Origin of the sequence: Ramlibacter alkalitolerans (assembly GCF_016722765.1) — a bacterium.
In the GTDB taxonomy this organism is placed as follows: Bacteria; Pseudomonadota; Gammaproteobacteria; order Burkholderiales; family Burkholderiaceae_C; genus Ramlibacter; species Ramlibacter alkalitolerans.
In genome coordinates, this window is record NZ_JAEQND010000014.1 from 1 (window position 1) to 22,839 (window position 22,839).

A 22,839-nucleotide genomic window follows, 5' to 3' on the forward strand; every position below is an offset into this window, starting at 1 on the left:
TGTTCCTGCGCGACCAGGAAGAAAGCTGCCGGTGGCGACGATGTCGACACCGCCAAGCCGACTTCGATGCCCTTCAGCCGGGGCTATTCGGGTGAGCCGAACGGTTTCCGGACACCAGTGCGCGAAGGCGGGAACCCAGGGCTCCCGATGAAGGCGGCCGCAGGCCGCTTCTCCCCTTTGAAAGCCCTGGATTCCCGCCTGCGCGGGAATGACGGTTCCGCGCATTTGCTTTAGACTTAAACAATCGAGGCCTGGAGCAAGCATGAACATCGTCAGCATCGGCGGCGGCCCCGCCGGCCTGTATTTCGCCTTGCTCATGAAGAAGCAGGACCCCTCGCACCGCATCCGCGTCGTCGAGCGCAACCGGCCGTACGACACCTTCGGCTGGGGCGTGGTCTTCTCCGACCAGACCCTGGGCAACCTGCAGGCGGCCGACCCCGAAACCGCAGCCGAGATCCTGGGCGCCTTCAACCACTGGGACGACATCGAGGTCAACATCCGCGGCCACCGCATCGTCTCGGGCGGCCACGGTTTCTGCGGCATCGGCCGCAAGCGCCTGCTGAACATCCTGCAGCGGCGCTGCGAAGCCCTCGGCGTGGAACTGGTGTTCGAGACCGACGTCCAGGGTGACGAGCAGTTCCCCGACGCCGACCTGATCATCGCCAGCGACGGCCTCAACAGCCGCATCCGGACGAAATACGCCGCCACGTACCAGCCGGACATCGACCTGCGCCGCAACCGCTTCGTCTGGCTGGGCACGCACAAGCGCTTCTCCGCCTTCACCTTCGCCTTCGAGGAGACGCCGCACGGCTGGTTCCAGGCCCATGCCTACCAGTTCGACGGCGACACCTCCACCTTCATCGTGGAGGCGCCCGAGGAGGTGTGGCTCGCGGCCGGCCTCGACGAGATGGGCAAGGAGGAATCGATCCAGTTCTGCGAGCGCCTGTTCGCGCGCTACCTCGATGGCCGCGGCCTGATGTCCAATGCGAGCCACCTGCGCGGCTCGGCGCAGTGGATCAAGTTCCCGCGCGTCGTCTGCCGCACCTGGGTGCACCACAACGGCCGCGCGCCGGTGGTGCTGATGGGGGATGCCGCGCACACGGCCCATTTCTCGGTCGGCTCCGGGACCAAGCTGGCGCTGGAGGATGCGATCGAGCTGGCGCGCGCGATCGCCTATTCGCCGGAAGACCTCGCGCACGGGCTGCGGCAGTACGAGGCGGTGCGCGCGCTGGAGGTGCTCAAGATCCAGAACGCCGCGCGCAACTCCACCGAGTGGTTCGAGAACGTGGCCCGCTACGTGCACCTGCCGCCGGAGCAGTTCGCCTACTCGCTGCTCACGCGCAGCCAGCGCATCAGCCACGAGAACCTGCGCCTGCGCGACCGCGGCTACGTCGAGCGCTACGAGGACTGGGTGGCCGAGCGCTCCGGCGTGCAGCGCGCGCCCGACCGGCAGCCGATCCCGCCGATGTTCACGCCCTTCACGCTGCGCGGCGTCACGCTGAAGAACCGCATCGTGGTCTCGCCGATGGCGCAGTACTCCTGCGTCGACGGGCAACCGGCCGACTACCACCTGGTGCACCTCGGCGCGCGCGCCATGGGCGGCGCCGGCATGGTCGTCGCCGAGATGACCTGCCCCAGCCCCGATGCCCGCATCACGCCCGGCTGTCCGGGGCTGTGGAACGCGCAGCAGCGCGATGGATGGAAGCGCATCGTCGATTTCGTGCACGCGCACACCGGCGCGAAGATCGCGATGCAGCTCGGTCACGCCGGCCCCAAGGGATCCACCCGCGTGCCCTGGGAGGGCGAGGACCTGCCGCTGGCCGAAGGCAACTGGCCGCTGATCTCGGCCTCGCCGCAGCAGTACATCGACGGCGTGAGCGACTGGTCGCGCCCGATGACGCGCGCCGACATGGACCGCGTGCGCGAGGACTTCGTGCGCAGCGCCCGCTTCGCCGGCGAGGCCGGCTTCGACTGGCTGGAACTGCACTGCGCCCACGGCTATCTCCTCTCCAGCTTCATCTCGCCGCTGACCAACCAGCGCACCGACGACTATGGCGGCCCGCTGGCGAATCGCCTGCGCTATCCGCTCGAGGTGTTCCGCGCGATGCGCGCCGCGTGGCCGCAGGACCGGCCGCTGTCGGTGCGCATCTCGGCGCACGACTGGGTGGAGGGCGGCATCACGCCCGACGACGCGGTGGAGATCGCGCGTGCCTTCCGCGCCGCCGGCGCCGACCTGATCGACTGCTCCTCCGGCCAGGTGAGCCGCAAGCAGCAACCGGTGTACGGCCGCATGTACCAGACGCCGTTCGCCGACCGCATCCGCAACGAGGCCGGCATCGCGACGATGGCGGTCGGCGCGATCACGGAAGCCGACCACGTCAACAGCATCATCGCCGCCGGGCGGGCGGACCTGTGCGCGATCGCGCGGCCGCACCTCGTCAACCCGGCATGGGCGCTGGTCGAAGCCGCGAAGATCGGCTATCGCGACGTCGAATGGCCCAGGCAGTACCTGTCCGGCAAGACCCAGCTCGAACGCAACCTCGAACGCGAGAAGACCCTGGCCCAGGAGACGGTGAATGAACGATTCAACTGAAGCGCGCCTCGATCCGGCGCTGGCCGCCGGCAACCGCAAGGCGCTGGCCGGCTATCGCGCCAGCCACTTCCTGTGGCAGGTGCAGGAGGGCGTGGCGACCGTCACGCTGAACCGGCCCGAGCGCAAGAACCCGCTCACCTTCGATTCCTATGCGGAGCTGCGCGACCTGTTCGGGCAACTGCGCCACGCGACCGACGTCCACGCGGTGGTCGTCGTCGGCGCCGGCGACAACTTCTGCTCCGGCGGCGACGTGCACGAGATCATCGGCCCGCTGGTGCGGCTGCAGGCGCCCGAGCTGCTGATGTTCACCCGCATGACCGGCGACCTGGTGAAGGCGATGCGGGCCTGCCCGCAACCGGTGGTGGCGGCGGTGGACGGCGTCTGTGCCGGCGCCGGTGCGATCGTGGCGATGGCCTCCGACCTGCGCCTCGGCACCGCGCGCAGCAAGACGGCGTTCCTGTTCAACCGCGTCGGGCTGGCGGGCTGCGACATGGGCGCCTGCGCCATGCTGCCGCGGATCATCGGCCAGGGCCGCGCCAGCGAGCTGCTTTTCACCGGCCGTTCGATGACGGGGGAGGAGGGCGAGCGCTGGGGCTTCTTCAACAAGCTGTGCCTGCCGGAGCACCTGCTGGAGCAGGCGCAGGCCCTGGCGCGCGAGCTGGTGCAGGGGCCCACCTTCGCCAACGGGATCACCAAGACCATGCTGCACCAGGAATGGGCCATGACCATCGAGCAGGCGATCGAGGCCGAGGCGCAGGCCCAGGCCCTGTGCATGCTCACGCAGGACTTCCGCCGCGCCTACGAGGCCTTCGTGGCGAAGCGCAAGCCGGTCTTCGAGGGAAACTGACGTGGCCGACCAAGCCTACCTGCAGTGGCCCTTCCTCGAGGAGCGCCATCGCGCGTTCGCCGACGAACTCGAAGACTGGTCCGCCACGCATGTCGCCGGCGTGCACGGTCCCGACGTCGATGCCGATTGCCGGCGGCTCGTCCGGCTCCTCGGCGAAGCCGGCTGGCTGCGCCACGCCGTCGGCACCATCGACACGCGCGCCGTCTGCCTGGCGCGCCAGGTGCTGGCCTACCACAACGGCCTGGCCGATTTCGCCTTCGCCATGCAGGGTCTGGGATCCGGGGCGATCAGCCTGCAAGGCACGACAGCGCAGAAGGACCGTTACCTGGCGCGCGTGGAATGCGGCGAGGCGATCGCGGCCTTCGCGCTGTCGGAGCCCGACGCCGGCTCGGACGTGGGCAACCTGCAGTGCGCCGCCCGCATCGAGGGCGACCATGCCGTGATCGAGGGCGAGAAGACCTGGATCTCCAACGGCGGCATCGCGGACTTCTACGTCGTGTTCTGCCGCACGGGCGAGGCGCCCGGATCGCGCGGCCTCTCCGCCTTCATCGTCGATGCGGACACGCCCGGACTGGAGATCGCCGAGCGCATAGACGTGATCGCGCCACACCCGCTGGCGCGCCTGCGTTTTCGCGCCTGCCGGGTGCCGCTGGCGCAACGCATCGGCGCCGCGGGTGAAGGCTTCAAGGTGGCGATGCGCACGCTGGACGTGTTCCGCACCTCCGTCGCTGCAGCGGCGCTCGGGTTCGCGCGCCGGGCGCTGGACGAGGCGCTGGCGCACGCGGTGCGGCGCCGCATGTTCGGCCAGGCGCTGGCCGACTTCCAGCTCACCCAGGCGAAGCTCGCGCAGATGGCCACCACGGTGGAGAGCGCGGCGCTGCTGGTCTACCGCGCCGCCTGGCTGCGCGACCAGGGCCGCACCGTCACGAAGGAGGCGGCGATGGCCAAGCTGGCCGCCACCGAAGGCGCGCAGCAGGTGATCGATGCCGCGGTGCAGTTGCATGGCGGTCTCGGCGTGCAGCGCGGCGAGGTCGTGGAGAGCCTCTACCGCGAGATCCGGGCGCTGCGGATCTACGAAGGGGCCACCGAGGTGCAGCAACTGATCATCGGCCGCGAACTGCTCAAGGAGATGCGTTCATGACCCACCAAGCCGTGCTGCCCGAAGGGTGGCCGCGTCCCAGGGGCTATGCCAATGGCGTCGTCGCCACGGGGCGCCAACTGTTCATCGCTGGCATGGTGGGCTGGGACGCCCAGGGCCGTTTCCCCGGCGACGACTTCGGCGCCCAGGCCCGCCAGGCCCTGCAGAACGTGGCCGAGGTGCTCCGCGCCGCCGGCGGCAGCGGCGAGCATGTGGTGCGCATGACCTGGTACGTGACCGACAAGCGCGAGTACCTCGCCGCGGCGCGCGAGATCGGCCAGGCGTTCCGCGAAACGATAGGCAACTATGCGATCGCGATGACCGCGGTGGAGGTCCGGGCCCTCATCGAGGACCAGGCGAAGGTGGAGATCGAGGCCACCGCGGTCCTGCCGCAAGCCTGAGCGGGCCGCGCGCTGGCGGCGCGTGACGGCACGGGTCAGCTCGGCGTCGGCCATCGATAATGGCGGCCAAGAGAGGAACCGCCCTTGCAAGAGGACCCGCCATTCCGCTGGCCGCGAGGCGAGAACGAAGATCCCGTGCGCGCGTTCGCGCAGGGCTTCGTCGAGGCCCATCGCCAGAAGATCTTCCTGGGGCTGGCCATCGCCGGCACGCTGCTGCTGGGGCCGTTCTCGGTCAACAACTTCATCCAGGGGCGGATCACGCTGGGCATCGCCACCAGCGTGTTCATGGCCTGCCTGCTGGCGAATGCCTTCACGATCTTCCGCGGCGGCGTTCCGCTGGTGCCGGCGTGGGTGATCTTCGCCACCTCGATGTTCGGCCTGGCCACCGCCATCCGCGACAACGGGCTGATCGGCATCTTCTGGGTCTACCCCGGCATCCTGCTGTTCCACTTCATGCTGCCGGTGCGGCAGGCCAACGCCTTCAACCTCGCGATGGTCGCCATGACGGTGCCGCTCGCCTGGATGCACCTCGGGTCGGCCCTCACCGCCCGCGTGGGCGTGACGCTGGTGCTGGTCGTCGTGTTCGCCAACCTGTATTCGCGCATCGCCGAAGCGCAGCACGCCAAGGAGTCGGAGCAGCGCGAGCACCTCGACGCGCTGATCCGGCAGCTGGAGGACCAGAACAAGGCGCTGCGCGAGGCCTTCCGCCTGCGCGAGGAGGTGGAGCGCATCGCCCGCCACGACCTCAAGACGCCGCTGGCCAGCATCGCCTCGATCCCGCGCCTGCTGCGCGAGCGCCATCCGCCGGACCCGGTCGAAAACGAGCTGCTGGGAACGGTGGAACGCGCCGCGCTGCGCGTCCTGAGCATGGTGAACCTGTCGCTGGACCTGTACCGCATGGAGGCCGGCACCTACCGGCTGCGGGCGCAGGCGGTGGACCTGGCCGCGGTGGTGAACACCGTCGCGCGCGAGCTGCATCCGCACGCGCGCTCCAAGAAGGTCCGGCTGGTGATCGAGCTGCCGCCGCAGCCGCTGCATGCCAAGGGCGAGGAGCTGCTTTGCTATTCCACGGTGGCCAACCTGCTGAAGAACGCGCTGGAGGCCGCACCCGAGCATTCCGACGTGCGCGTGAAGCTGTGGCTGGCGCCGGGGCCGGGCGGGGAGGCGGTGGGCCTGGACATCAGCAACCTCGGCGAGGTGCCGCGCGAAGTCCGCGAGCGCTTCTTCGAGAAGTACGCCACCCACGGCAAGAGCGGCGGCACCGGCCTGGGGGCCTATTCGGCCTACCTGATGGCGACGGTGCAGCAGGGCGAACTGCACATGAGCTCCCGCCATGGAACGACCACGCTGTGCCTGCGGCTGCCGCCCTGGCGGGCCCCTCTGCCGGCGCCGACGCCGCCGGCGGAATATGCCGACGCCGCCGGCGCGCGGGAGACGCCATCGTGGCCGCAGCCGCAGCCGCAGCCGATCCCGGCCCTGCCGGAACTCTCCGTGCTGCTGGTCGACGACGACGAGTACAACATCGTCGTGCTCAAGAACCTGCTGCCGAGCCCGCCGCTGGCGGTGCGCACGGCCGTCAACGGCCGCGACGCGCTGGAGCTGGTGCGCGCCGAGCGTCCGGACGTCATCTTCCTGGACCTGCAGATGCCCATCATGGGCGGGCTGGAGGCCGCCGGCGAGATCCGCGCACTGCAGCAGGCAGCCGGCCAGGCGCCCAGCTTCCTGGCCGCCTTCTCCGCCCACGACGACGAAGGCACCCGACGGGCCTGCATCGAGGCCGGCTTCGACCTGTACCTGGCCAAGCCGGCCTCGCGCGAGGAGGTGCTGGCCGTGCTGCGGCGCGAAGACCCGTCCGCGGTCGCGCAGCCGGCCTCGGGGCCGCTGCCGCCGCCCGGGCGCGTGTGGGTCGAACCCGGCCTGATGCACCTGATGCCCGAGTTCCTGGCCTCGCGCCGCAAGCTGGCGGAGACGCTGGTCGGCGCGGCGCGCGCCGGCGAGCGGGAGACGGTCCGCGTCACGGCGCACAAGCTGGCCGGCAGCCTGGCGATGTACGGCTTCAAGGACGCGAGCCGCGTCAGCCTGGAGATCGAGGAGGCGGCGCACGATGGCGACCTGGCGCAGCTGCGCGCGCGCTGCGAGGCGCTGGTGGAGATGATCTCGAACGTGGAGCCGGTGGCGCGGGCGGTGTGAGGCATCGCCGCGCCGGCGCTACGCCGCCGCTTCCAGCCCGCTCCTGAAGTGCACTTGCATCCGCTCGCGCGCGCCCTCGGGATCGCGGTCCTCGATGGCCGCCATCACGGCCCGGTGCTCCGCCAGCGACTCCTCGATCCGCCCGGTCTTGAGCAGCGAGTTGTGGCGATGGAGCTTCATCACCTTGCGCAGGTCGGCCACCATCTGGTTGCGCCAGCGGTTGTTGGCCATCTCCAGCAGCCGCATGTGGAAGCGCTCGTTGAGGGCGAAGAAGCGCGCGCGGTCGCCGAGGGCGCCTTCGAGCTCGCGGTGCAGCTTCTGCAGTTCCTTGCGTTCGAGGTCCGTCGCGCGTTCCGCGACGACGGCGGCAGCGTCGCTTTCCAGCAGGGCGAGCAGGTGGTAGACCTCGGCCAGGTCGCGCTCGGACACCTCGGTGACGTAGGCGCCGCGCCGCACCTTCATCGTCACCAGGCCTTCGGCGGCGAGCACCTTCAGGGCCTCGCGCAAGGGGGTGCGGCTGATGCCGTACTCCTGCGCCAGCCGGACCTCGTCGATCCAGCTTCCGGGCTCCAGTTCGCGATTGAAGATCCGCTGGCGCAGCAACTCCGCCACCTCTTCGTAGAGGGCACGCGGGGCGAGGGCTTCGGCGGTCATGGGCTGGATTCTAGGCGGCGACGAATTCTTTATCAATAATTATGAATCATGTAAGATGGCGCCGCCGCGTGAAAACCACGGCGCCACAGGAACCTCCATGAGCCCCGCCCAGCCCGAATTCAAGCCCGTCTCCCTCGAGGAATGGAAGCAAGCCGCCGCCAAGTCCGCTCCCGGCGGCAAGGTGGAGGCGCTGAACTGGATCACCCCGGACGGCATCGCCGTCAAGCCGCTGTACACCGCGCAGGACCTGGAAGGGCTCGCGCACGCGGACACGCTGCCCGGCTTCGCGCCCTACGTGCGCGGACCGCAGGCCACCATGTACGCGGCGCGGCCCTGGACGATCCGCCAGTACGCCGGCTTCTCCACCGCCGAGGAATCGAACGCCTTCTACCGCAAGGGACTGGCGGGCGGCGGGCAGGGCGTGAGCGTCGCATTCGACCTCGCGACGCACCGCGGCTACGACAGCGACCATCCCCGCGTGGTGGGCGACGTCGGGAAGGCCGGCGTGGCGGTGGATTCGGTGGAGGACATGAAGATCCTGTTCGACGGCATTCCCCTCGACAAGGTGTCGGTGTCCATGACCATGAACGGCGCGGTGCTCCCGGTGCTGGCCGGCTACGTGGTGGCGGCGGAGGAGCAGGGCGTTCCCCAGGACAAGTTGAGCGGGACCATCCAGAACGACATCCTCAAGGAGTTCATGGTCCGCAACACCTACATTTATCCGCCCGAGCCCTCGATGCGGATCGTGGGCGACATCATCGAGTACACGGCGCAGAACATGCCGAAGTTCAACTCGATCTCGATCTCCGGCTACCACATGCAGGAGGCCGGGGCGAACCAGGCGCTGGAGCTGGCCTTCACGCTGGCCGACGGCAAGGAGTACGTGAAGACCGCCATGGCCAAGGGCCTGGACGTCGACGCGTTCGCCGGCCGCCTGTCCTTCTTCTGGGCGATCGGGATGAACTTCTATCTCGAGATCGCCAAGATGCGCGCGGCGCGCCTGCTGTGGTGCCGCATCATGCAGGGCTTCGGCGCGAAGAACCCCAAGAGCCTGATGCTGCGCACGCACTGCCAGACCTCGGGCTGGTCGCTCACCGAGCAGGACCCGTACAACAACGTCGTGCGCACCGCCATCGAGGCGATGGCCGCGGTGTTCGGCGGCACGCAGTCGCTGCACACCAACAGCTTCGACGAGGCGATCGCGCTGCCCACCGAATTCAGCGCCCGCATCGCCCGCAACACGCAGCTGATCATCCAGGAAGAGACCCACATCACCAACGTGATCGATCCCTGGGCCGGCAGCTACATGATGGAGAAGCTGACGCAGGACATGGCCGATGCGGCCTGGAAGATCATCGAGGAGGTGGAGGCCATGGGCGGCATGACGCGCGCCGTGGACTCGGGCTGGGCCAAGCTGAAGATCGAAGCCGCGGCGGCGGGCAAGCAGGCGCGCATCGATGCCGGCCGCGACGTGATCGTCGGCGTCAACAAGTACAAGCTGGCCAAGGAAGACCAGGTCGAGATCCGCGAGGTCGACAACGTGATGGTGCGCGAGCAGCAGATCGCGCGCCTGAAGCAGATCAAGGCCACGCGCGACGGCGGCAAGGTGCACGCCGCGCTGGAGGCGCTGACCACCGCGGCGCGCACGGGCAGCGGCAACCTGCTGGACCTGAGCATCCAGGCCATCCGCCTGCGCGCCACGGTGGGCGAGGTGAGCGACGCGCTCGAGAAGGTGTTCGGGCGCCATCGCGCCGATACGCAGAAGGTGACCGGTGTGTACGCAGCAGCCTATGAATCCGCCGAAGGGTGGGAGAGCCTGAAGTCCGAGATCGCGCAGTTCGCGGAGGCCGAAGGCCGGCGGCCGCGCGTGATGATCGCCAAGCTGGGGCAGGACGGCCACGACCGCGGCGCCAAGGTGGTCGCGACGGCCTTCGCCGACCTCGGCTTCGACGTCGACATGGGCCCGCTGTTCCAGACGCCGGAAGAGTGCGCCCGGCAGGCGATCGAGAACGACGTGCATGCGGTGGGCATCAGCACGCTGGCCGCCGGCCACAAGACGCTGGTGCCGGCGATCGTCGCGGAGCTCGAGAAGCAGGGCGCCGACGACATCGTGGTGTTCGTGGGCGGCGTGATCCCGCAGCAGGATTACGAGTACCTGTACAACGCCGGCGTCAAGGGCATCTACGGCCCCGGCACGCCGATCCCGGCCAGCGCGAAGGACGTGCTGGAACAGATCAAGCAGGCGGTCGCGCGGGGATGAGTCCATGCCTCGTGAGCACGCGCGCAGCGCGTGGATCGGGAGCCCTGGATTCCCGCCTGCGCGGGAATGACGAAGAAAATTGGAATCTGACCCCAATCACCGTCACGACCCCAATAACCGTCATCCCCGCGCAGGCGGGGACCCAGAGCACGCGCGCAGCGCGTGGCTGCGCAAGCCCTGGATTCCCGCCTCCGCGGGAATGACGCAGCCATGGACCTGAAGGCCTCCCTCCTCGCCGCCCCCGGCCCGCAGCAACGCCGCGCGATCGCCAAGGCGATCACGCTGCTGGAGTCCACCCGCGCCGACCACCGGGCGCGCGCCGACGAACTGCTCACCGAACTGCTGCCGCACACCGGCAAGTCCTTCCGCCTCGGCATCAGCGGCGTGCCCGGCGTCGGCAAGAGCACCTTCATCGAGGCGCTGGGCCTGGCGCTCATCGGGCAGGGCCATCGCGTCGCGGTGCTCGCGATCGACCCCTCGTCCTCGGTCTCCGGCGGTTCCATCCTCGGCGACAAGACGCGCATGGAGCAGCTCTCGATCCACCCGCAGGCCTACATCCGCCCCAGTCCCTCGAGCGGCACGCTGGGCGGCGTCGCGGCCAAGACGCGCGAGGCCATGCTGGTGTGCGAGGCGGCCGGCTACGACCTCGTGATCGTCGAGACGGTCGGCGTCGGCCAGAGCGAAACCGCGGTCGCCGGCATGACGGACATGTTCGTGCTGCTGCAACTGCCCAACGCCGGCGACGACCTGCAGGCGATCAAGAAGGGCGTGATGGAGCTGGCCGACCTGGTCGTGATCAACAAGGCGGACATCGACCGCGACGCCGCCACGCGCGCGCAGGCGCAGATCACCAGCGCGCTGCGCATCCTCGGCCAGCACGGCCGCCCCGACCACGCGCAGCACGACGCCACGCTGTGGCATGCTCAGGTGCTGCAGCTGAGCGCGCTGAAGGCGCAGGGGATCGATGCGTTCTGGCAGGCCGTCACGCGCTTTCGCGGCCTGCAGGAAGGCAGCGGGCGGCTGGCGGCGCGGCGGCGCCAGCAGGCGCTGGCCTGGATGTGGGAACGCATCGAGAGCGGCCTGCGGCAAGCCTTCCGTCAGCACCCGCAAGTGAAATCCCTGCTTCCGCAGATCACCAGGGACGTGGAGCATGGCCGGCTGGCCGCCTCCACGGCGGCGCGGCAGCTGCTGCAGGTCATGCGACCCGGGCACTGAGGCAGACCCGAGAGAGACACCGGAGAGGAACCCTATGCAAGACATCCTGGAACAACTGGAGAAGAAGCGCGACGCCGCCCGCCTGGGGGGCGGCGAACGCCGCATCGAAGCGCAGCACAGGCGCGGCAAGCTCACGGCGCGCGAGCGGGTGGAGCTGCTGCTCGACGAAGGCACCTTCGAGGAATGGGACATGTTCGTGGAGCACCGCTGCACGGACTTCGGCATGGAGAACAACCGCATCCCCGGCGACGGCGTGGTCACCGGCTACGGCATGATCAACGGCCGGCTGGTGTTCGTCTTCAGCCAGGACTTCACGGTCTTCGGCGGCGCGCTGTCGGAAGCGCATGCCGAGAAGATCTGCAAGGTGATGGACCAGGCGATGAAGGTCGGCGCCCCCGTGATCGGCCTGAACGACTCCGGCGGCGCGCGCATCCAGGAAGGCGTGGCTTCCCTGGGCGGCTACGCCGACGTGTTCCAGCGCAACGTGATGGCCTCCGGCGTGATCCCGCAGATCTCCATGATCATGGGTCCGTGCGCCGGCGGCGCGGTGTATTCGCCGGCCATGACGGACTTCATCTTCATGGTCAAGGACAGCTCCTACATGTTCGTCACCGGCCCCGAGGTGGTGAAGACCGTGACCCACGAGGAGGTGACGGCCGAGGAACTGGGCGGCGCCGCCACCCACACCGGCAGGAGCGGCGTGGCCGACCTCGCGTTCGGCAACGACGTCGAGGCGCTGCTGATGCTGCGCCGCCTCTTCAGCTACCTGCCCCTGAACAACCGCGAGAAGCCGCCGGTGCGCCCGAGCAACGATCCGGCCGACCGCATGGACTTCTCGCTCGACACGCTGGTGCCGGACAACGCGAACAAGCCCTACGACATGAAGGAGCTGATCACCAAGACGGTGGACGACGGCGACTTCTTCGAGCTGCAGCCGGACTACGCCAGGAACATCGTGATCGGCTTCGCCCGGATGGAAGGCCAGACGGTGGGCATCGTCGCCAACAACCCGCTGGTGCTGGCCGGCTGCCTGGACATCAAGAGCTCGATCAAGGCGGCGCGCTTCGTGCGCTTCTGCGATGCCTTCAACATCCCCGTGGTCACCTTCGTCGACGTGCCCGGCTTCATGCCCGGCACCGCGCAGGAATACGGCGGCATCATCAAGCACGGCGCCAAGCTGCTCTTCGCCTACGCGGAGTGCACCGTGCCGAAGATCACCGTCATCACGCGCAAGGCCTACGGCGGCGCCTACGACGTGATGAGCTCCAAGCACCTGCGCGGCGACGTCAACTTCGCCTGGCCCAACGCGGAGATCGCGGTCATGGGCGCAAAGGGCGCGGTGGAGATCATCTTCCGCGAGGACAAGGGCGACCCGGCCAAGCTGGCCGCCCGCGAATCCGAATACAAGGCCCGCTTCGCCAACCCCTTCGTGGCCGGCGCCCGCGGCTTCATCGACGACGTGATCCTGCCGCACGAGACCCGCAAGCGCATCTGCCGCTCGCTCGTGATGCTGCGTGACAAGAAACTGGAGAACCCGTGGCGCAAGCACGGGAACATTCCGCTGTGAACACCCTGAGCACTACCTCGCGCGCGGCTGCCGCGCTCGTCCTCCTCGCCTGCGCCGCGGCCGGCGCGCAGCAGGCCGCCCCTCCGAAGGCCGCCGCTTCGGCGCGCGGTGCCGCCGCGCCCGCCCCGGCCCCCGCGGCCGCGGGTCCCGCCCTCGGCGCCGTGCTGCAGGAGCACCTCGCGCCGGTGGCCGGCAAGCGGGGCGAGAGCACGCGCGAATTCAAGCCGCTGCCCGCAGGGGCCTATCGCTTCGAGGACGGCGAGTACAGCTCGGGCGTCTCCGGCCTGAGCCTGAAGCTGCCGCAGGTGCGCGACGAGAAGGTCGTGTCGGTGCGCGAAGCCGTCGTCATCGCGCACGGCAAGGAGGTCGACACCTCACACATCATGTTCGTGCCCGGACCGGAGGGCACCGCGGTCGATCCGCTCGGCCCGGTGTCCGTCGTCGTCGTCACGCGCTTGCGCTCCGACCGCCCGCACGACCGCGAGTCCGTGCTGCGGGCCTGGGAGCCGCGCACCCCGGAGCAGCGCAAGGCGATGGAGGCGCAGGGCGTCGAGTTCGCCCGCATCCAGACCGGCCTCGGCGAGGGCCTGGAGCGGCTCGTGCCGAACCGGGTCGCGGACATCAACTTTCCCTACCGCACGCACAAGGACGAGACGGCGAAGACGCTGCGCTCGGTCGGCGTCACGCGCTACCTGGTCTCCGGCGAGCAGGCGCTGCTGGAGTTCTCGCAGGTGTTCCCCTGCCGCGAGCTGGCCGCCGATGCCTGCAAGGCGGCGGCCCTGAAGGCCTCCGACCGCTTCGTGCAGGGCGTCAGCTCCTTCGTCCTGATGCGCGGGACGGCCGCAGCCGCCTCCGCACCCGCCGCCGCCCAGCGCAAGCCGGCCGCGTCCCAGCCCGCCAAGTGAGAAGAAGGCCATGTTCGAAAAGATCCTGATCGCGAACCGGGGCGAAATTGCCTGCCGGGTGATCCAGACGGCCCGCAGGATGGGCATCAAGACGGTCGCGGTGTACTCCGATGCCGACCGCGACGCCCGCCACGTGGCGCTGGCCGACGAGGCCGTGCGCATCGGCACGCCGCCCTCGCGCGAGAGCTACCTGCTGGCCGACCGCATCGTCGCCGCCTGCCGCCAGACCGGCGCGCAGGCCGTCCACCCCGGCTACGGCTTCCTGTCGGAGAACGAGGAGTTCGCGCGCCGCGTGGAGCAGGAAGGCATCGTCTTCATCGGGCCCAAGCACCACTCCATCGCGGCCATGGGCGACAAGATCGCCTCCAAGAAGCTGGCGAAGGAGGCGCGGGTCAACACCATCCCCGGCTACAACGACGCGATCGCGACGGCCGAAGAGGCGGTGAGCATCGCCAAGGACATCGGCTACCCGGTGATGATCAAGGCCAGCGCCGGCGGCGGCGGCAAGGGCCTGCGCGTGGCGTACAACGACAAGGAAGCCTTCGAGGGCTTCACCTCGTGCCGCAACGAGGCGCGCAACAGCTTCGGCGACGACCGCGTGTTCATCGAGAAGTTCGTCGAGGAGCCGCGCCACATCGAGATCCAGGTGCTCGGCGACGCCCACGGCAACGTGGTGTACCTGAACGAGCGCGAATGCTCGATCCAGCGCCGCCACCAGAAGGTGATCGAGGAGGCGCCGTCGCCCTTCATCAGCGAAGCGACGCGCAAGGCCATGGGCGAGCAGGCCGTGGCCCTGGCCAAGGCGGTGCAGTACCAGAGCGCAGGCACGGTGGAATTCGTGGTCGGCAAGGACCAGAGCTTCTACTTCCTGGAGATGAACACCCGCCTGCAGGTGGAGCACCCGGTCACCGAGTGCATCACCGGGCTGGACCTGGTGGAGCTGATGATCCGCGTGGCGGCCGGCGAGAAGCTGCCCATCGCGCAGGCCGACGTCAAGCGCAACGGCTGGGCGATGGAGTGCCGCATCAACGCGGAAGACCCGTTCCGCGGCTTCCTGCCTTCCACCGGCCGGCTGGTGCGCTTCCAGCCCCCGCAACCGAGCATGTGGGCGTCCGACACCGAGCACCTGTACGGCGTGCGCGTGGACACCGGCGTCGCCGAGGGCGGCGAGATTCCCATGTACTACGACTCGATGATCGCCAAGCTGATCGTGCACGGCACCGACCGCCCCGACGCGATCGCCAAGATGCGCGAGGCGCTCAACGGCTTCGTGATCCGCGGCATCTCGAGCAACATCCCGTTCCAGGCGGCGCTGCTCGCGCACCCGCAATTCGTGGCCGGCGACTTCAACACCGGCTTCATCGCGGAGCATTATGCCGGCGGCTTCCGGGCCGAGGACGTGCGGCACGACGATCCCGACTTCCTCGCGGCGCTCGCGGCCTACGCCAACCGGCGCGTGCTGGAGCGCTCCGCCGGCATCAGTGGCCAGATGCGGGGCCACGAGTTCACCATCGGCGACGAGTACGTGGTCGTCAAGCTGGACGCCGACGGCAAGCACCAGCACCAGCCCGCCACCGTGCGCGAGTTCGATGCCAGGACCGGATCCGCCGTGGTCGACATCGGCGGCAAGTCCTACGAGATCTGCAGCAGCTGGCACCTGGGGGCGCCGCGCATGCGCGGCACCGTCGACGGCCGGTCCTTCATGGCGCAGGTGGAACGCGGTGTGGCGGGCAATCCGCTGGCGCTGCGGGTGCAGCACAACGGAACGCGTGTGGACACCCTGGTGCTCACCCCCCGGGCGGCCGAACTGTTCGCGCTGATGCCGTTCAAGGCACCGCCGGACATGAGCCGCTTCCTGCTGTCGCCCATGCCGGGCCTGCTGGTGGACATCGCCGTGCAGCCCGGGCAGAAGGTGCAGGCCGGCGAGCGGCTGGCCGTGATCGAGGCCATGAAGATGGAGAACGTGCTGTTCGCCTCCGCCGATGGCGTGGTGGGCAAGGTGCTGGCCGCCAAGGGCGAATCGCTGGCCGTGGACCAACCGATCGTGGAGTTCGAATGACGCGCGCCGCACGTCCCTTCAAGGTGCTGGGCATCCAGCAGATCGCCATCGGCGGGCCGGACAAGCTGCGCCTGCAGAAGCTGTGGGTGGAGCTGTTCGGGCTGGAGGTCACGGGCACCTTCCGCAGCGATCGCGAGAACGTCGACGAGGACATCTGCGCACTGGGCACCGGGCCGCTGAAGGTCGAAGTGGACCTGATGCAGCCGCTGGACCCGGACAAGAAGCCGGCCGTCCACGCCACGCCCCTGAACCACATCGGCCTCTGGATCGACGACCTGCCCACGGCGGTGGAGTGGCTCGCCGCGCAGGGCGTGCGCTTCGCCCCCGGCGGCATCCGCCGCGGCGGCGCCGGCTTCGACATCTGCTTCGTGCATCCCAAGGGCAGCGAGGAGTTCCCGGTGGGCGGGGAGGGCGTGCTGATCGAACTGGTGCAGGCCCCGCCCGAGGTCGTGCGGGCGTTTGCCGCCCTGGCTGCCGCGCCGGCCTGAGCCTGTTGTTGCGGCGCCGCGCCGCCGGCGGCCGGAGCGCGAATCCGACACACGTGGCCGTTCCGGGGGTTGGCCGGTGGACCGGGGCCGGGCGGGGTCAGTGACAATCGCTGACACTTTTGCCTGTCCATGGATCCGGCCCCGCCCTCCCTTCTTGCCGACGCCCCCCCGTCCTCGCAGGACGCCGTCCTGCGTTGCCAGGCGGCGTTGCTCGCGCGCGTGCGCCTGGCCGATGCGGCCAGCGCACTGGCGGTCGAACTGGCCAGCCTGCTGCGCTGCCGGCGGGTGAGCGTGGGGCTGCTGCGCGGCGAGCGCCTGCGCGTGGTCGGGAGCTCACAGGCCGGCGGGATCGACGAGCGACACCAGGCGGCGGCGCAGCTCTCGGCCGCGATGCACGAGGCGATCGACCAGAACATCAGCGTCTCGTGGCCGCCGGTGCAGGCGCTGCCCCCGGTCGCCCTGGCGCAGCGTGAGCTGGCGGGCAGCGCCAACGCCTGCAGCATCCCGATCGTGGCCGGCGGCCTTGCCATCGGCGCGCTGGCCCTGGAGCGCGAGGGTGAAGGCTTCGGCCTGCCGGAGCTGGCCCTGTGCGAGGACGTGGCGAGCTTCGCCGGCCCGGTGCTGCAACTGAAGATGGCGGCCGAGACGCCGTGGCACGGGCGCGTGCGCGAGCAGCTGCGCGAGCAGCTGGCCAGCGTGCCGCGGCGCCGGGCGGCCTGGGCGGGCGGCATCCTGGCCGCACTGGTGCTGCTGGCCGTGCCCGTGCCCTGGCGCGTGAGCGCCCCGGCCCGGCTCGAAGGCGCGGTGCAGCGCGCGGTCGTCGCCGCCAGCGACGGCTTCCTGCAGCAGTCGAACGTGCGTCCCGGCGACGTGGTGAAAGCCGGCGAGGTGCTGGCCCAGCTCTCCTCGCAGGACCTGGAACTGGAACGTGCCCGCCGCGAGAGCGAGCTGCGCCAGCACGAGAACGCCTACCGCGCCGCCGAGGCCCGCAACGACCGCACGCAGATGGTGGTGAGCCAGTCGCGCGCCGCCGAAGCGCAGGCGCTGCTGCAGCTGGCCGAGGGCCAGGTCGATCGCAGCCGGCTGGTCGCGCCCTTCGACGGCATCGTGATCAAGGGCGACCTGGTGCAGAACCTGGGCGCGCCGGTGCAGAAGGGCGAAGTGCTCATGGTGCTGTCGCCCAGCGACAGCTACCGGCTGATGGTGGAGGTCGACGAGGCCGACATCGCCGCCGTGCAGCCCGGCCAGCACGGCCAGCTCGCGCTGGCCGCCCGACCGGAGCAGCCGCTGCACTTCACCACCCGCCGCATCGTTCCGGTGGCGACCGCCGCCGATGGCCGCAACTATTTCGAGGTGGAGGCGAGCCCCGACGAGGCGCTGCCGAACCTGCGCCCGGGCCTGAGCGGCATCGCCAAGATCGAAGCCGGCCGCCAGCCCCTGGGCTGGATCCTGTTCCACCGCTTCACGGCCTGGCTGCGGCTGGCGCTGTGGACGGTGGCGCTGTAGCCGATGGCCGAACCGCTGGTCAGCGGGTCCTGGTACCGCGTCGCGCCGCTCAAGGCCAGCCTGCTGGCCGGGCTGCGCATCGTGCGCCAGCAGGTGCGCGACCAGGTCTGGCACGTGCTGGTGGAGCCGGGGTCGGGGCGCCAGCTGCGCCTGAATCCGGCCGCCTACGCCTTCGCCGGCCGCTGCGACGGCCGCCTGAAGGTGGGCGAGATCTGGCAGCTGCTGCTGCGCGAGCAGGGCGAGCAGGCGCCCACGCAGGACGAGATCCTGCGCCTGCTGGCGCAGCTTTCGCGCGCCGGCATGCTGCACTTCGACACCGCGCCGCACCTCTCGCTGCTGTTCGCCCGCCGCGACGAGGACGAGGAGCGCACGCACCGCGCCTTCATCAACCCGCTGGTGCTGCGCGCTCGCCTGTTCGATCCGAGCCGGCTGCTCGATGCGCTGGTGCCCTGGGCCCACCGGCTGGCGCGCTGGCCGGTGCTGCCCCTGTGGTGTGCCCTGGTGCTGCTGGCGCTGCTGGCCGCCGCCGTGAACTTCGGCGCGCTCAAGGCGGACGCCCTGCGCCTCATGGCAACGCCTTCCAGTTACGCGCTGGCGTGGTTCGCGTATCCGGTGGTCAAGGCGCTGCACGAACTGGCGCATGCGCTGGCCGTGCGGCGCTTCGGCGGCGAGGTGCATGAAGTGGGCGTGTCCCTGGTGTTCCTGACGCCTGCGCCCTATGTGGATGCGAGCGCGGCCAATGCCTTCCCGTCGGCGCGCCAGCGGGCCATCGTCAGCGCCGCCGGCATCGCGGTGGAACTGGCGCTGGCGGCGCTCGCGCTGGGCGCCTGGCTGATGCTGCAGCCGGGCCTGGTGCGCGACGCGGCGCTGGTGGTGGTCCTGATCTGCTCGGTGTCGACGGTGATCTTCAACGCCAATCCGCTGCTGCGCATGGACGGCTACCACCTGCTGGCCGACCTGCTGCAGTTGCCGAACCTGGCGCTGCGCAGCCAGGCCTGGTGGGCCACGCAGTGGCGGCGCGTGCTCGGTGGGGCGGCGGCCCTGCCGCCCGGTTCGCTGGCCGCGGGCGAGCACAAGTGGCTGGTGCTGCATGCGCCGCTGTCGCTCGCCTACCGCGTGTTCCTGATCGCGGCGCTCGTGTTCTGGGTCGGCCACCAGTCGTGGCTGCTCGGGTGGCTGGTGGCAATCGGCCTGGGCGCCTGGCTGCTGGCGGCCGGTGCGCGCAAGCTGCTGCGCGAGGCGGCCGCCAGTGCCGATCCGGTCGCGCGCCGGCGTGCCACCTGGCTGGGCGCGGGCATCGCAGGGGCGGTGCTGCTGGTGTTGTTCGTGCTGCCCGCGCCCGCGAGCGTGGTCGCCCGCGGCGTGGTCTGGCCGCCCGAGCGCGCCCAGCTGCGCCCCGACACCGCGGGCTTCGTGCAGGGCGACGTGATCCCGGGCGGCAGCCCGCTGGCGGCCGGCGACATCGCGCTGACGCTGGACGATCCGGCGGCGCAGGCGCAGCGGGACCGGGTGGAGAGCGAGCGCACGGGGCTGCTCGCGCAGCAATACCAGGCGCTGCTGCAGGACCCGTCGCGCGCCGGCGACCTGAACGTGCAGCTCGCCCGCAACGAGGCGGAACTCGCGCGCGCCGAACAGCAGGTGGGCGACCTCGCCGTGCGCGCGCGCACCGCCGGCCGCGCCGTCTGGACGCGCGAGGGCGACCTGCCGGGAAGTTACGCCAAGCGGGGCCAGATGCTCGGTTACGTGCTGGGCCCCGAGCCGGCGCAGGTGCGCCTGGTGCTGCGCGACGAGGACCTGCTGCGCGTGCGCGGCCGCATCCAGGCGATCGAGGTCCGGTTGGCGGAGACGCCCCTGCAGGCGCTGCCGGCGCGCCTGGTCAACGAGACGCCCGCGGCGACGCGCCAGCTCCCGAGCGCCGCACTCGGCGACCGCCACGGCGGGCCGGTGGCGATCGATCCCGCCGACAGCGAAGGCCTGCGCAGCCAGGCGCCCGTGTTCCTGCTGGACGTGCAGGTGCCGGACGCGTCGGTGGAGCACATGGGCGGCCGCGCCTGGGTGAAGCTGGTCCTGCCCTCCGAGCCGATCGGGTGGCAGGCCGTGCGCGTGGTGCGCCAGTTGCTGGTGCGCCAGTTCAGCCCCACCGGCCAGGTGTGAGCGCCACCAAGCGCTGGCCCTTCCCCGGCGTCGTCTGGGGCGAGTATCCGGAGCAGCCGGTGGACGCAGCGCGCACGCGCCGGCCGCCGCCGATGTCGCGCCGCGAGCTCGAAGCGTTCGCCGACGCAGCCGCCGCCGCGCCGGCCGTGCCGGCGGACGACTTCGCGGTGCGCCTGCAGGCCCTGCGCGCACGCAGCGCCGAATCGGCCGATTGGCTGCTCGAGGCGCTGGTGCTCGCCGCCGCGGCGCTCAAGGATTGCTTCGGCCACGCACCGCACCGCCAGCAACTGCTGGCCGCGCGGGTGCTGCTGGACGACCGCCTCGCGGAAATGGCAACGGGCGAGGGCAAGACCATCGCCATCGCGCTGGCCGCGGCGGTGGCGGCGCTGGGTCGCACGCCGGTGCACGTGGTGACCGCCAACGACTACCTGGGGCAGCGCGATGCCGCCTCGCTGGCGCCCTTCTTCACGCGCCTCGGACTGCGGGTGGACTGCATCACGCAGGCGATGCCGGCGGCGCGCCGGCGCGCTTCGTATGCCGCCGACGTGACCTATTGCACGGCCAAGGAACTCGCGTTCGACTACCTGCGCGACAGCCTGGCGCGCGAGGCCGATCTCTCGCCGCTGGAGCAGCGGGCGCGCCGGCTTGCCGGCGAGGCGCGCGGCGAGCCGCCGGTGCTGCGCGGGCTGTGCATGGCGATCCTGGACGAAGCCGACACGGTGCTGATCGACGAAGCGCGCGTGCCGCTGGTGCTGGCGCAGCCCGAAGGTTCGGCGGCCGAGGCGGACTTCCACGCCGGTGCGCTGAAGGTCGCGCGCGGCCTCGCACCCGGCATCGACTACGAGCCGCAGGGCGACGGCCGCCGCTTCGCCCTCACGCCGCAGGGGCGCCAGCGGCTCGCCGCGTGGCCGGTGGCGGCGCATCCGCTGCTCGGGCACCGCGCGCATCGCGAAGCGGCGGTGGAACTGGCGCTGGTCGCCCTGCTGGTGCTGCGGCGCGACCACGAGTACGTGCTGCGCGACGGCGCGGTCACGCTGATCGACGAAACGACCGGCCGGCCGGCGGTGGGGCGGGCCTGGTCCGCGGGGCTGCACCAGCTGGTCGAACTGAAGGAGGGCGTGGCCGCCACGCGGCGCAATGGCACCGTGACGCAGATCACGTTCCAGCGCTTCTTCCCGCGCTACCTGCGGCTCGCCGGCGCGAGCGGCACCCTCGGCGAAGCACGCCGCGAATTGAAGCGTGTCTACGCGCTGGAGCTGGTGGAGATCGCGCCGCGCGTGCCTTCGCAGGTGCGGCATGCGCCGCTGCAGGTGCTGGCCGACAGCGAGGCGCTGTGGCAGCGGGTGGCGGGCGAGGCCGCGCGGGCTGCGCAGACCGGGCGCGCCGTCCTGATCGGCACCGAGACCGTGGCGCAATCGGAAGCGCTCTCGCTGGTGCTCCAGGCGGGCGGACTGGCCCACCGGGTGCTCAACGCCCGCCAGGACCGCGAGGAGAGCGAGCTGATCGCCGCGGCCGGCGAGCCGGGGCGCGTCACGGTGGCCACCAGCATGGCCGGCCGCGGCACCGACATCGCCTGCGCGCCGCAGGTGCTGGCGTGCGGCGGGCTGCACGTGATCCTGTGCCAGCTGAATCCGTCGCCGCGCATCGACCGCCAGTTCATCGGCCGCGCCGGCCGCCAGGGCCAGCCCGGAAGCGTGCAGCGGATGCTGGCGCTCGACTTCGCGCTGGTGCGGCGCTGGTGGCCGGCGTGGTGGCTGCGGTGGCTGGCGCGCCACGGTCCTCCCGCAGGTCTGTCAAAAGCCACGCTTTGGCTTGCCCAGCGTCAAGATTCCTTTACGCAATATTGTGACCGTGTGAAACTTCGACGAGTCACCGCTGCCCAGGAGCGGGACTTGACGTTCAGTCGCCGAATTCAAACATGAACAACCGTCGTTGGGTCCTGGCCGGGTGCTTCCTGGCCCCCCTTGCCGTGTCCGCCGCGCAGCCCCTGGGTTGCCTGATCGAGCCCTTCCGCATTTCCGAAGTCGGCAGCCCCGTGATCGGCGTGATCGACCGCACGCTGGTGGAGCGCGGCGACCGCGTCACCGCCGGCCAGCCGCTGGCCGTGCTGCGCTCGGACGTGGAGCGCCAGTCGGTGGCCGTGGCCCTCAGCAAGGCCGAAGCGGTGGGCGAACTGCAGGCGGCGAATGCCAACGCGGTGCTCGCACGGCAGAAGCTCGCGCGGGCCCTGGACCTGGCGAACCAGCAATTCATCTCCAGCCAGGCGCTGGAGCAGGCGCGGGCCGAGGCGCAGGTGGCCGAGAACCGGCTGGTGCAGGCGCGCGAGCAGCGCGCGGTGTTCACGCGCGAGCACGAACTGGCGCAGGCGCAGCTCGGGCAGCGCACCATCCGCAGCCCCATCAGCGGCGTGATCGTCGACCGCTATCTCTCCGCCGGCGAGCGGGTCGAGGAAAAGCCGATGTTCCGGGTCGCGATGGTGAACCCGTTGCGGGTGGAGGTCGTGCTGCCCTCGTCCTTCTATGGCGCCGTGCACCAGGGCATGCCGGTCACCATCACGCCGGAGTTCCCGGGGGCCGCCGCCCGCGTCGCCAAGGTCACGCTGGTGGACAAGGTGATCGACGGCGCCAGCAACACCTTCCGGCTGCGGCTGGAACTGCCGAATCCCGACCTGTCGCTGCCGGCAGGACTGCGCTGCAAGGCCGACCTCGGCGCGCTGGCGACCGCCGCCGCCGGCAAGGGCGAGGAGAGACTCACGCAGGCTGCGCGCTTCGGCGCTGCCCGCCCGGCCCCGTCCGTCCTGCCGCGGCTGCCGGGCGATCCGCTGCTCGTGACTTCGCCGCGAGCCCGGCCCTGAGTCGGCGC

17 protein-coding genes are annotated in these 22,839 nt (G+C 70.7%); 16 read left to right on the plus strand and 1 reads right to left on the minus strand.

The features are described 5' to 3' along the window. The 6 genes from JI746_RS27850 to JI746_RS28265 form a co-directional block, all read left to right on the plus strand. On the plus strand, positions 1–234 hold a 234-nt coding region (locus JI746_RS27850; RefSeq protein WP_236600047.1), incomplete at its 5' end, for a hypothetical protein. Between the two features lie 28 nt (positions 235–262). Further along, a complete protein-coding gene (locus JI746_RS22435; protein ID WP_201692518.1) occupies positions 263–2,593 on the plus strand; it encodes a bifunctional salicylyl-CoA 5-hydroxylase/oxidoreductase in 2,331 nt (776 codons plus the stop codon). Next, positions 2,577–3,440 (plus strand): enoyl-CoA hydratase family protein, encoded by an 864-nt coding sequence (locus JI746_RS22440; RefSeq protein ID WP_201692519.1) that lies wholly within the window; start codon positions 2,577–2,579, stop codon positions 3,438–3,440. Before JI746_RS22435 ends, JI746_RS22440 begins: the two co-directional genes overlap by 17 nt. A 1-nt stretch (position 3,441) precedes the next feature. Then, on the plus strand, positions 3,442–4,581 hold the full coding sequence (locus JI746_RS22445; protein WP_201692520.1) for an acyl-CoA dehydrogenase family protein: 1,140 nt from the start codon (positions 3,442–3,444) through the stop codon (positions 4,579–4,581). After that, entirely contained in the window at positions 4,578–4,979 is a 402-nt protein-coding gene (locus JI746_RS22450) for a RidA family protein (RefSeq protein ID WP_201692521.1), read from the plus strand. Before JI746_RS22445 ends, JI746_RS22450 begins: the two co-directional genes overlap by 4 nt. Positions 4,980–5,114: 135 nt before the next feature. Next, a complete protein-coding gene (locus JI746_RS28265; RefSeq protein WP_201692522.1) occupies positions 5,115–7,169 on the plus strand; it encodes a response regulator in 2,055 nt (684 codons plus the stop codon). Positions 7,170–7,187: 18 nt separating this feature from the next. Here the strand turns inward: JI746_RS28265 and JI746_RS22460 are convergent, their stop codons facing one another. Continuing rightward, a complete protein-coding gene (locus JI746_RS22460; RefSeq protein WP_201692523.1) occupies positions 7,188–7,823 on the minus strand; it encodes a GntR family transcriptional regulator in 636 nt (211 codons plus the stop codon). A gap of 97 nt (positions 7,824–7,920) precedes the next feature. On the opposite strand from JI746_RS22460, the gene scpA reads away from it, so the two are divergent. The 10 genes from scpA to JI746_RS22510 all read left to right on the plus strand — a co-directional run bounded on the left by scpA (position 7,921) and on the right by JI746_RS22510 (position 22,831). Further along, entirely contained in the window at positions 7,921–10,083 is a 2,163-nt protein-coding gene (gene scpA, locus JI746_RS22465; protein WP_201692524.1) for a methylmalonyl-CoA mutase, read from the plus strand. Between the two features lie 210 nt (positions 10,084–10,293). Continuing rightward, the gene (gene meaB / locus JI746_RS22470) at positions 10,294–11,298 is read left to right on the plus strand and encodes a methylmalonyl Co-A mutase-associated GTPase MeaB (RefSeq protein ID WP_201692525.1); all 1,005 of its coding nucleotides are present in this window, start codon (positions 10,294–10,296) and stop codon (positions 11,296–11,298) included. Positions 11,299–11,332: 34 nt separating this feature from the next. Beyond that, a complete protein-coding gene (locus JI746_RS22475; RefSeq protein ID WP_201692526.1) occupies positions 11,333–12,865 on the plus strand; it encodes an acyl-CoA carboxylase subunit beta in 1,533 nt (510 codons plus the stop codon). Then, the gene (locus tag JI746_RS22480; protein WP_201692527.1) at positions 12,862–13,770 is read left to right on the plus strand and encodes a hypothetical protein; all 909 of its coding nucleotides are present in this window, start codon (positions 12,862–12,864) and stop codon (positions 13,768–13,770) included. Before JI746_RS22475 ends, JI746_RS22480 begins: the two co-directional genes overlap by 4 nt. A gap of 10 nt (positions 13,771–13,780) precedes the next feature. Next, positions 13,781–15,829 (plus strand): acetyl-CoA carboxylase biotin carboxylase subunit, encoded by a 2,049-nt coding sequence (locus tag JI746_RS22485; protein WP_201692528.1) that lies wholly within the window; start codon positions 13,781–13,783, stop codon positions 15,827–15,829. After that, positions 15,826–16,317 carry a VOC family protein gene (locus JI746_RS22490; protein ID WP_201692529.1) on the plus strand — a complete coding sequence of 164 codons (492 nt, stop codon included), beginning with the start codon at positions 15,826–15,828 and terminating at the stop codon, positions 16,315–16,317. Before JI746_RS22485 ends, JI746_RS22490 begins: the two co-directional genes overlap by 4 nt. Before the next feature lie 129 nt (positions 16,318–16,446). Beyond that, positions 16,447–17,823 carry an HlyD family efflux transporter periplasmic adaptor subunit gene (locus JI746_RS22495; RefSeq protein WP_201692530.1) on the plus strand — a complete coding sequence of 459 codons (1,377 nt, stop codon included), beginning with the start codon at positions 16,447–16,449 and terminating at the stop codon, positions 17,821–17,823. 3 nt (positions 17,824–17,826) lie between these two features. After that, positions 17,827–19,977 carry a PqqD family peptide modification chaperone gene (locus tag JI746_RS22500; RefSeq protein ID WP_201692531.1) on the plus strand — a complete coding sequence of 717 codons (2,151 nt, stop codon included), beginning with the start codon at positions 17,827–17,829 and terminating at the stop codon, positions 19,975–19,977. Next, positions 19,974–21,899, plus strand: coding sequence for a preprotein translocase subunit SecA (locus JI746_RS22505; RefSeq protein WP_201692532.1), 1,926 nt, complete (start codon positions 19,974–19,976; stop codon positions 21,897–21,899). Before JI746_RS22500 ends, JI746_RS22505 begins: the two co-directional genes overlap by 4 nt. Then, complete coding sequence (locus tag JI746_RS22510; RefSeq protein ID WP_201692533.1) at positions 21,896–22,831, plus strand: efflux RND transporter periplasmic adaptor subunit; 936 nt, start codon at positions 21,896–21,898, stop codon at positions 22,829–22,831. Before JI746_RS22505 ends, JI746_RS22510 begins: the two co-directional genes overlap by 4 nt. Positions 22,832–22,839: the final 8 nt, after the last annotated feature.

Bases quoted from the DNA above. Each gene is read 5' to 3' on its own strand.
- JI746_RS22435 (WP_201692518.1), top strand. From the start codon at position 263: ATGAACATCGTCAGCATCGGCGGCGGCCCCGCCGGCCTGTATTTCGCC.
- JI746_RS22440 (WP_201692519.1), top strand. From the start codon at position 2,577: ATGAACGATTCAACTGAAGCGCGCCTCGATCCGGCGCTGGCCGCCGGC.
- JI746_RS22450 (WP_201692521.1), top strand. From the start codon at position 4,578: ATGACCCACCAAGCCGTGCTGCCCGAAGGGTGGCCGCGTCCCAGGGGC.
- JI746_RS22460 (WP_201692523.1), bottom strand. From the start codon at position 7,823: ATGACCGCCGAAGCCCTCGCCCCGCGTGCCCTCTACGAAGAGGTGGCG.
- scpA (WP_201692524.1), top strand. From the start codon at position 7,921: ATGAGCCCCGCCCAGCCCGAATTCAAGCCCGTCTCCCTCGAGGAATGG.
- meaB (WP_201692525.1), top strand. From the start codon at position 10,294: ATGGACCTGAAGGCCTCCCTCCTCGCCGCCCCCGGCCCGCAGCAACGC.
- JI746_RS22475 (WP_201692526.1), top strand. From the start codon at position 11,333: ATGCAAGACATCCTGGAACAACTGGAGAAGAAGCGCGACGCCGCCCGC.
- JI746_RS22485 (WP_201692528.1), top strand. From the start codon at position 13,781: ATGTTCGAAAAGATCCTGATCGCGAACCGGGGCGAAATTGCCTGCCGG.
- JI746_RS22490 (WP_201692529.1), top strand. From the start codon at position 15,826: ATGACGCGCGCCGCACGTCCCTTCAAGGTGCTGGGCATCCAGCAGATC.
- JI746_RS22495 (WP_201692530.1), top strand. From the start codon at position 16,447: ATGGATCCGGCCCCGCCCTCCCTTCTTGCCGACGCCCCCCCGTCCTCG.
- JI746_RS22500 (WP_201692531.1), top strand. From the start codon at position 17,827: ATGGCCGAACCGCTGGTCAGCGGGTCCTGGTACCGCGTCGCGCCGCTC.
- JI746_RS22510 (WP_201692533.1), top strand. From the start codon at position 21,896: ATGAACAACCGTCGTTGGGTCCTGGCCGGGTGCTTCCTGGCCCCCCTT.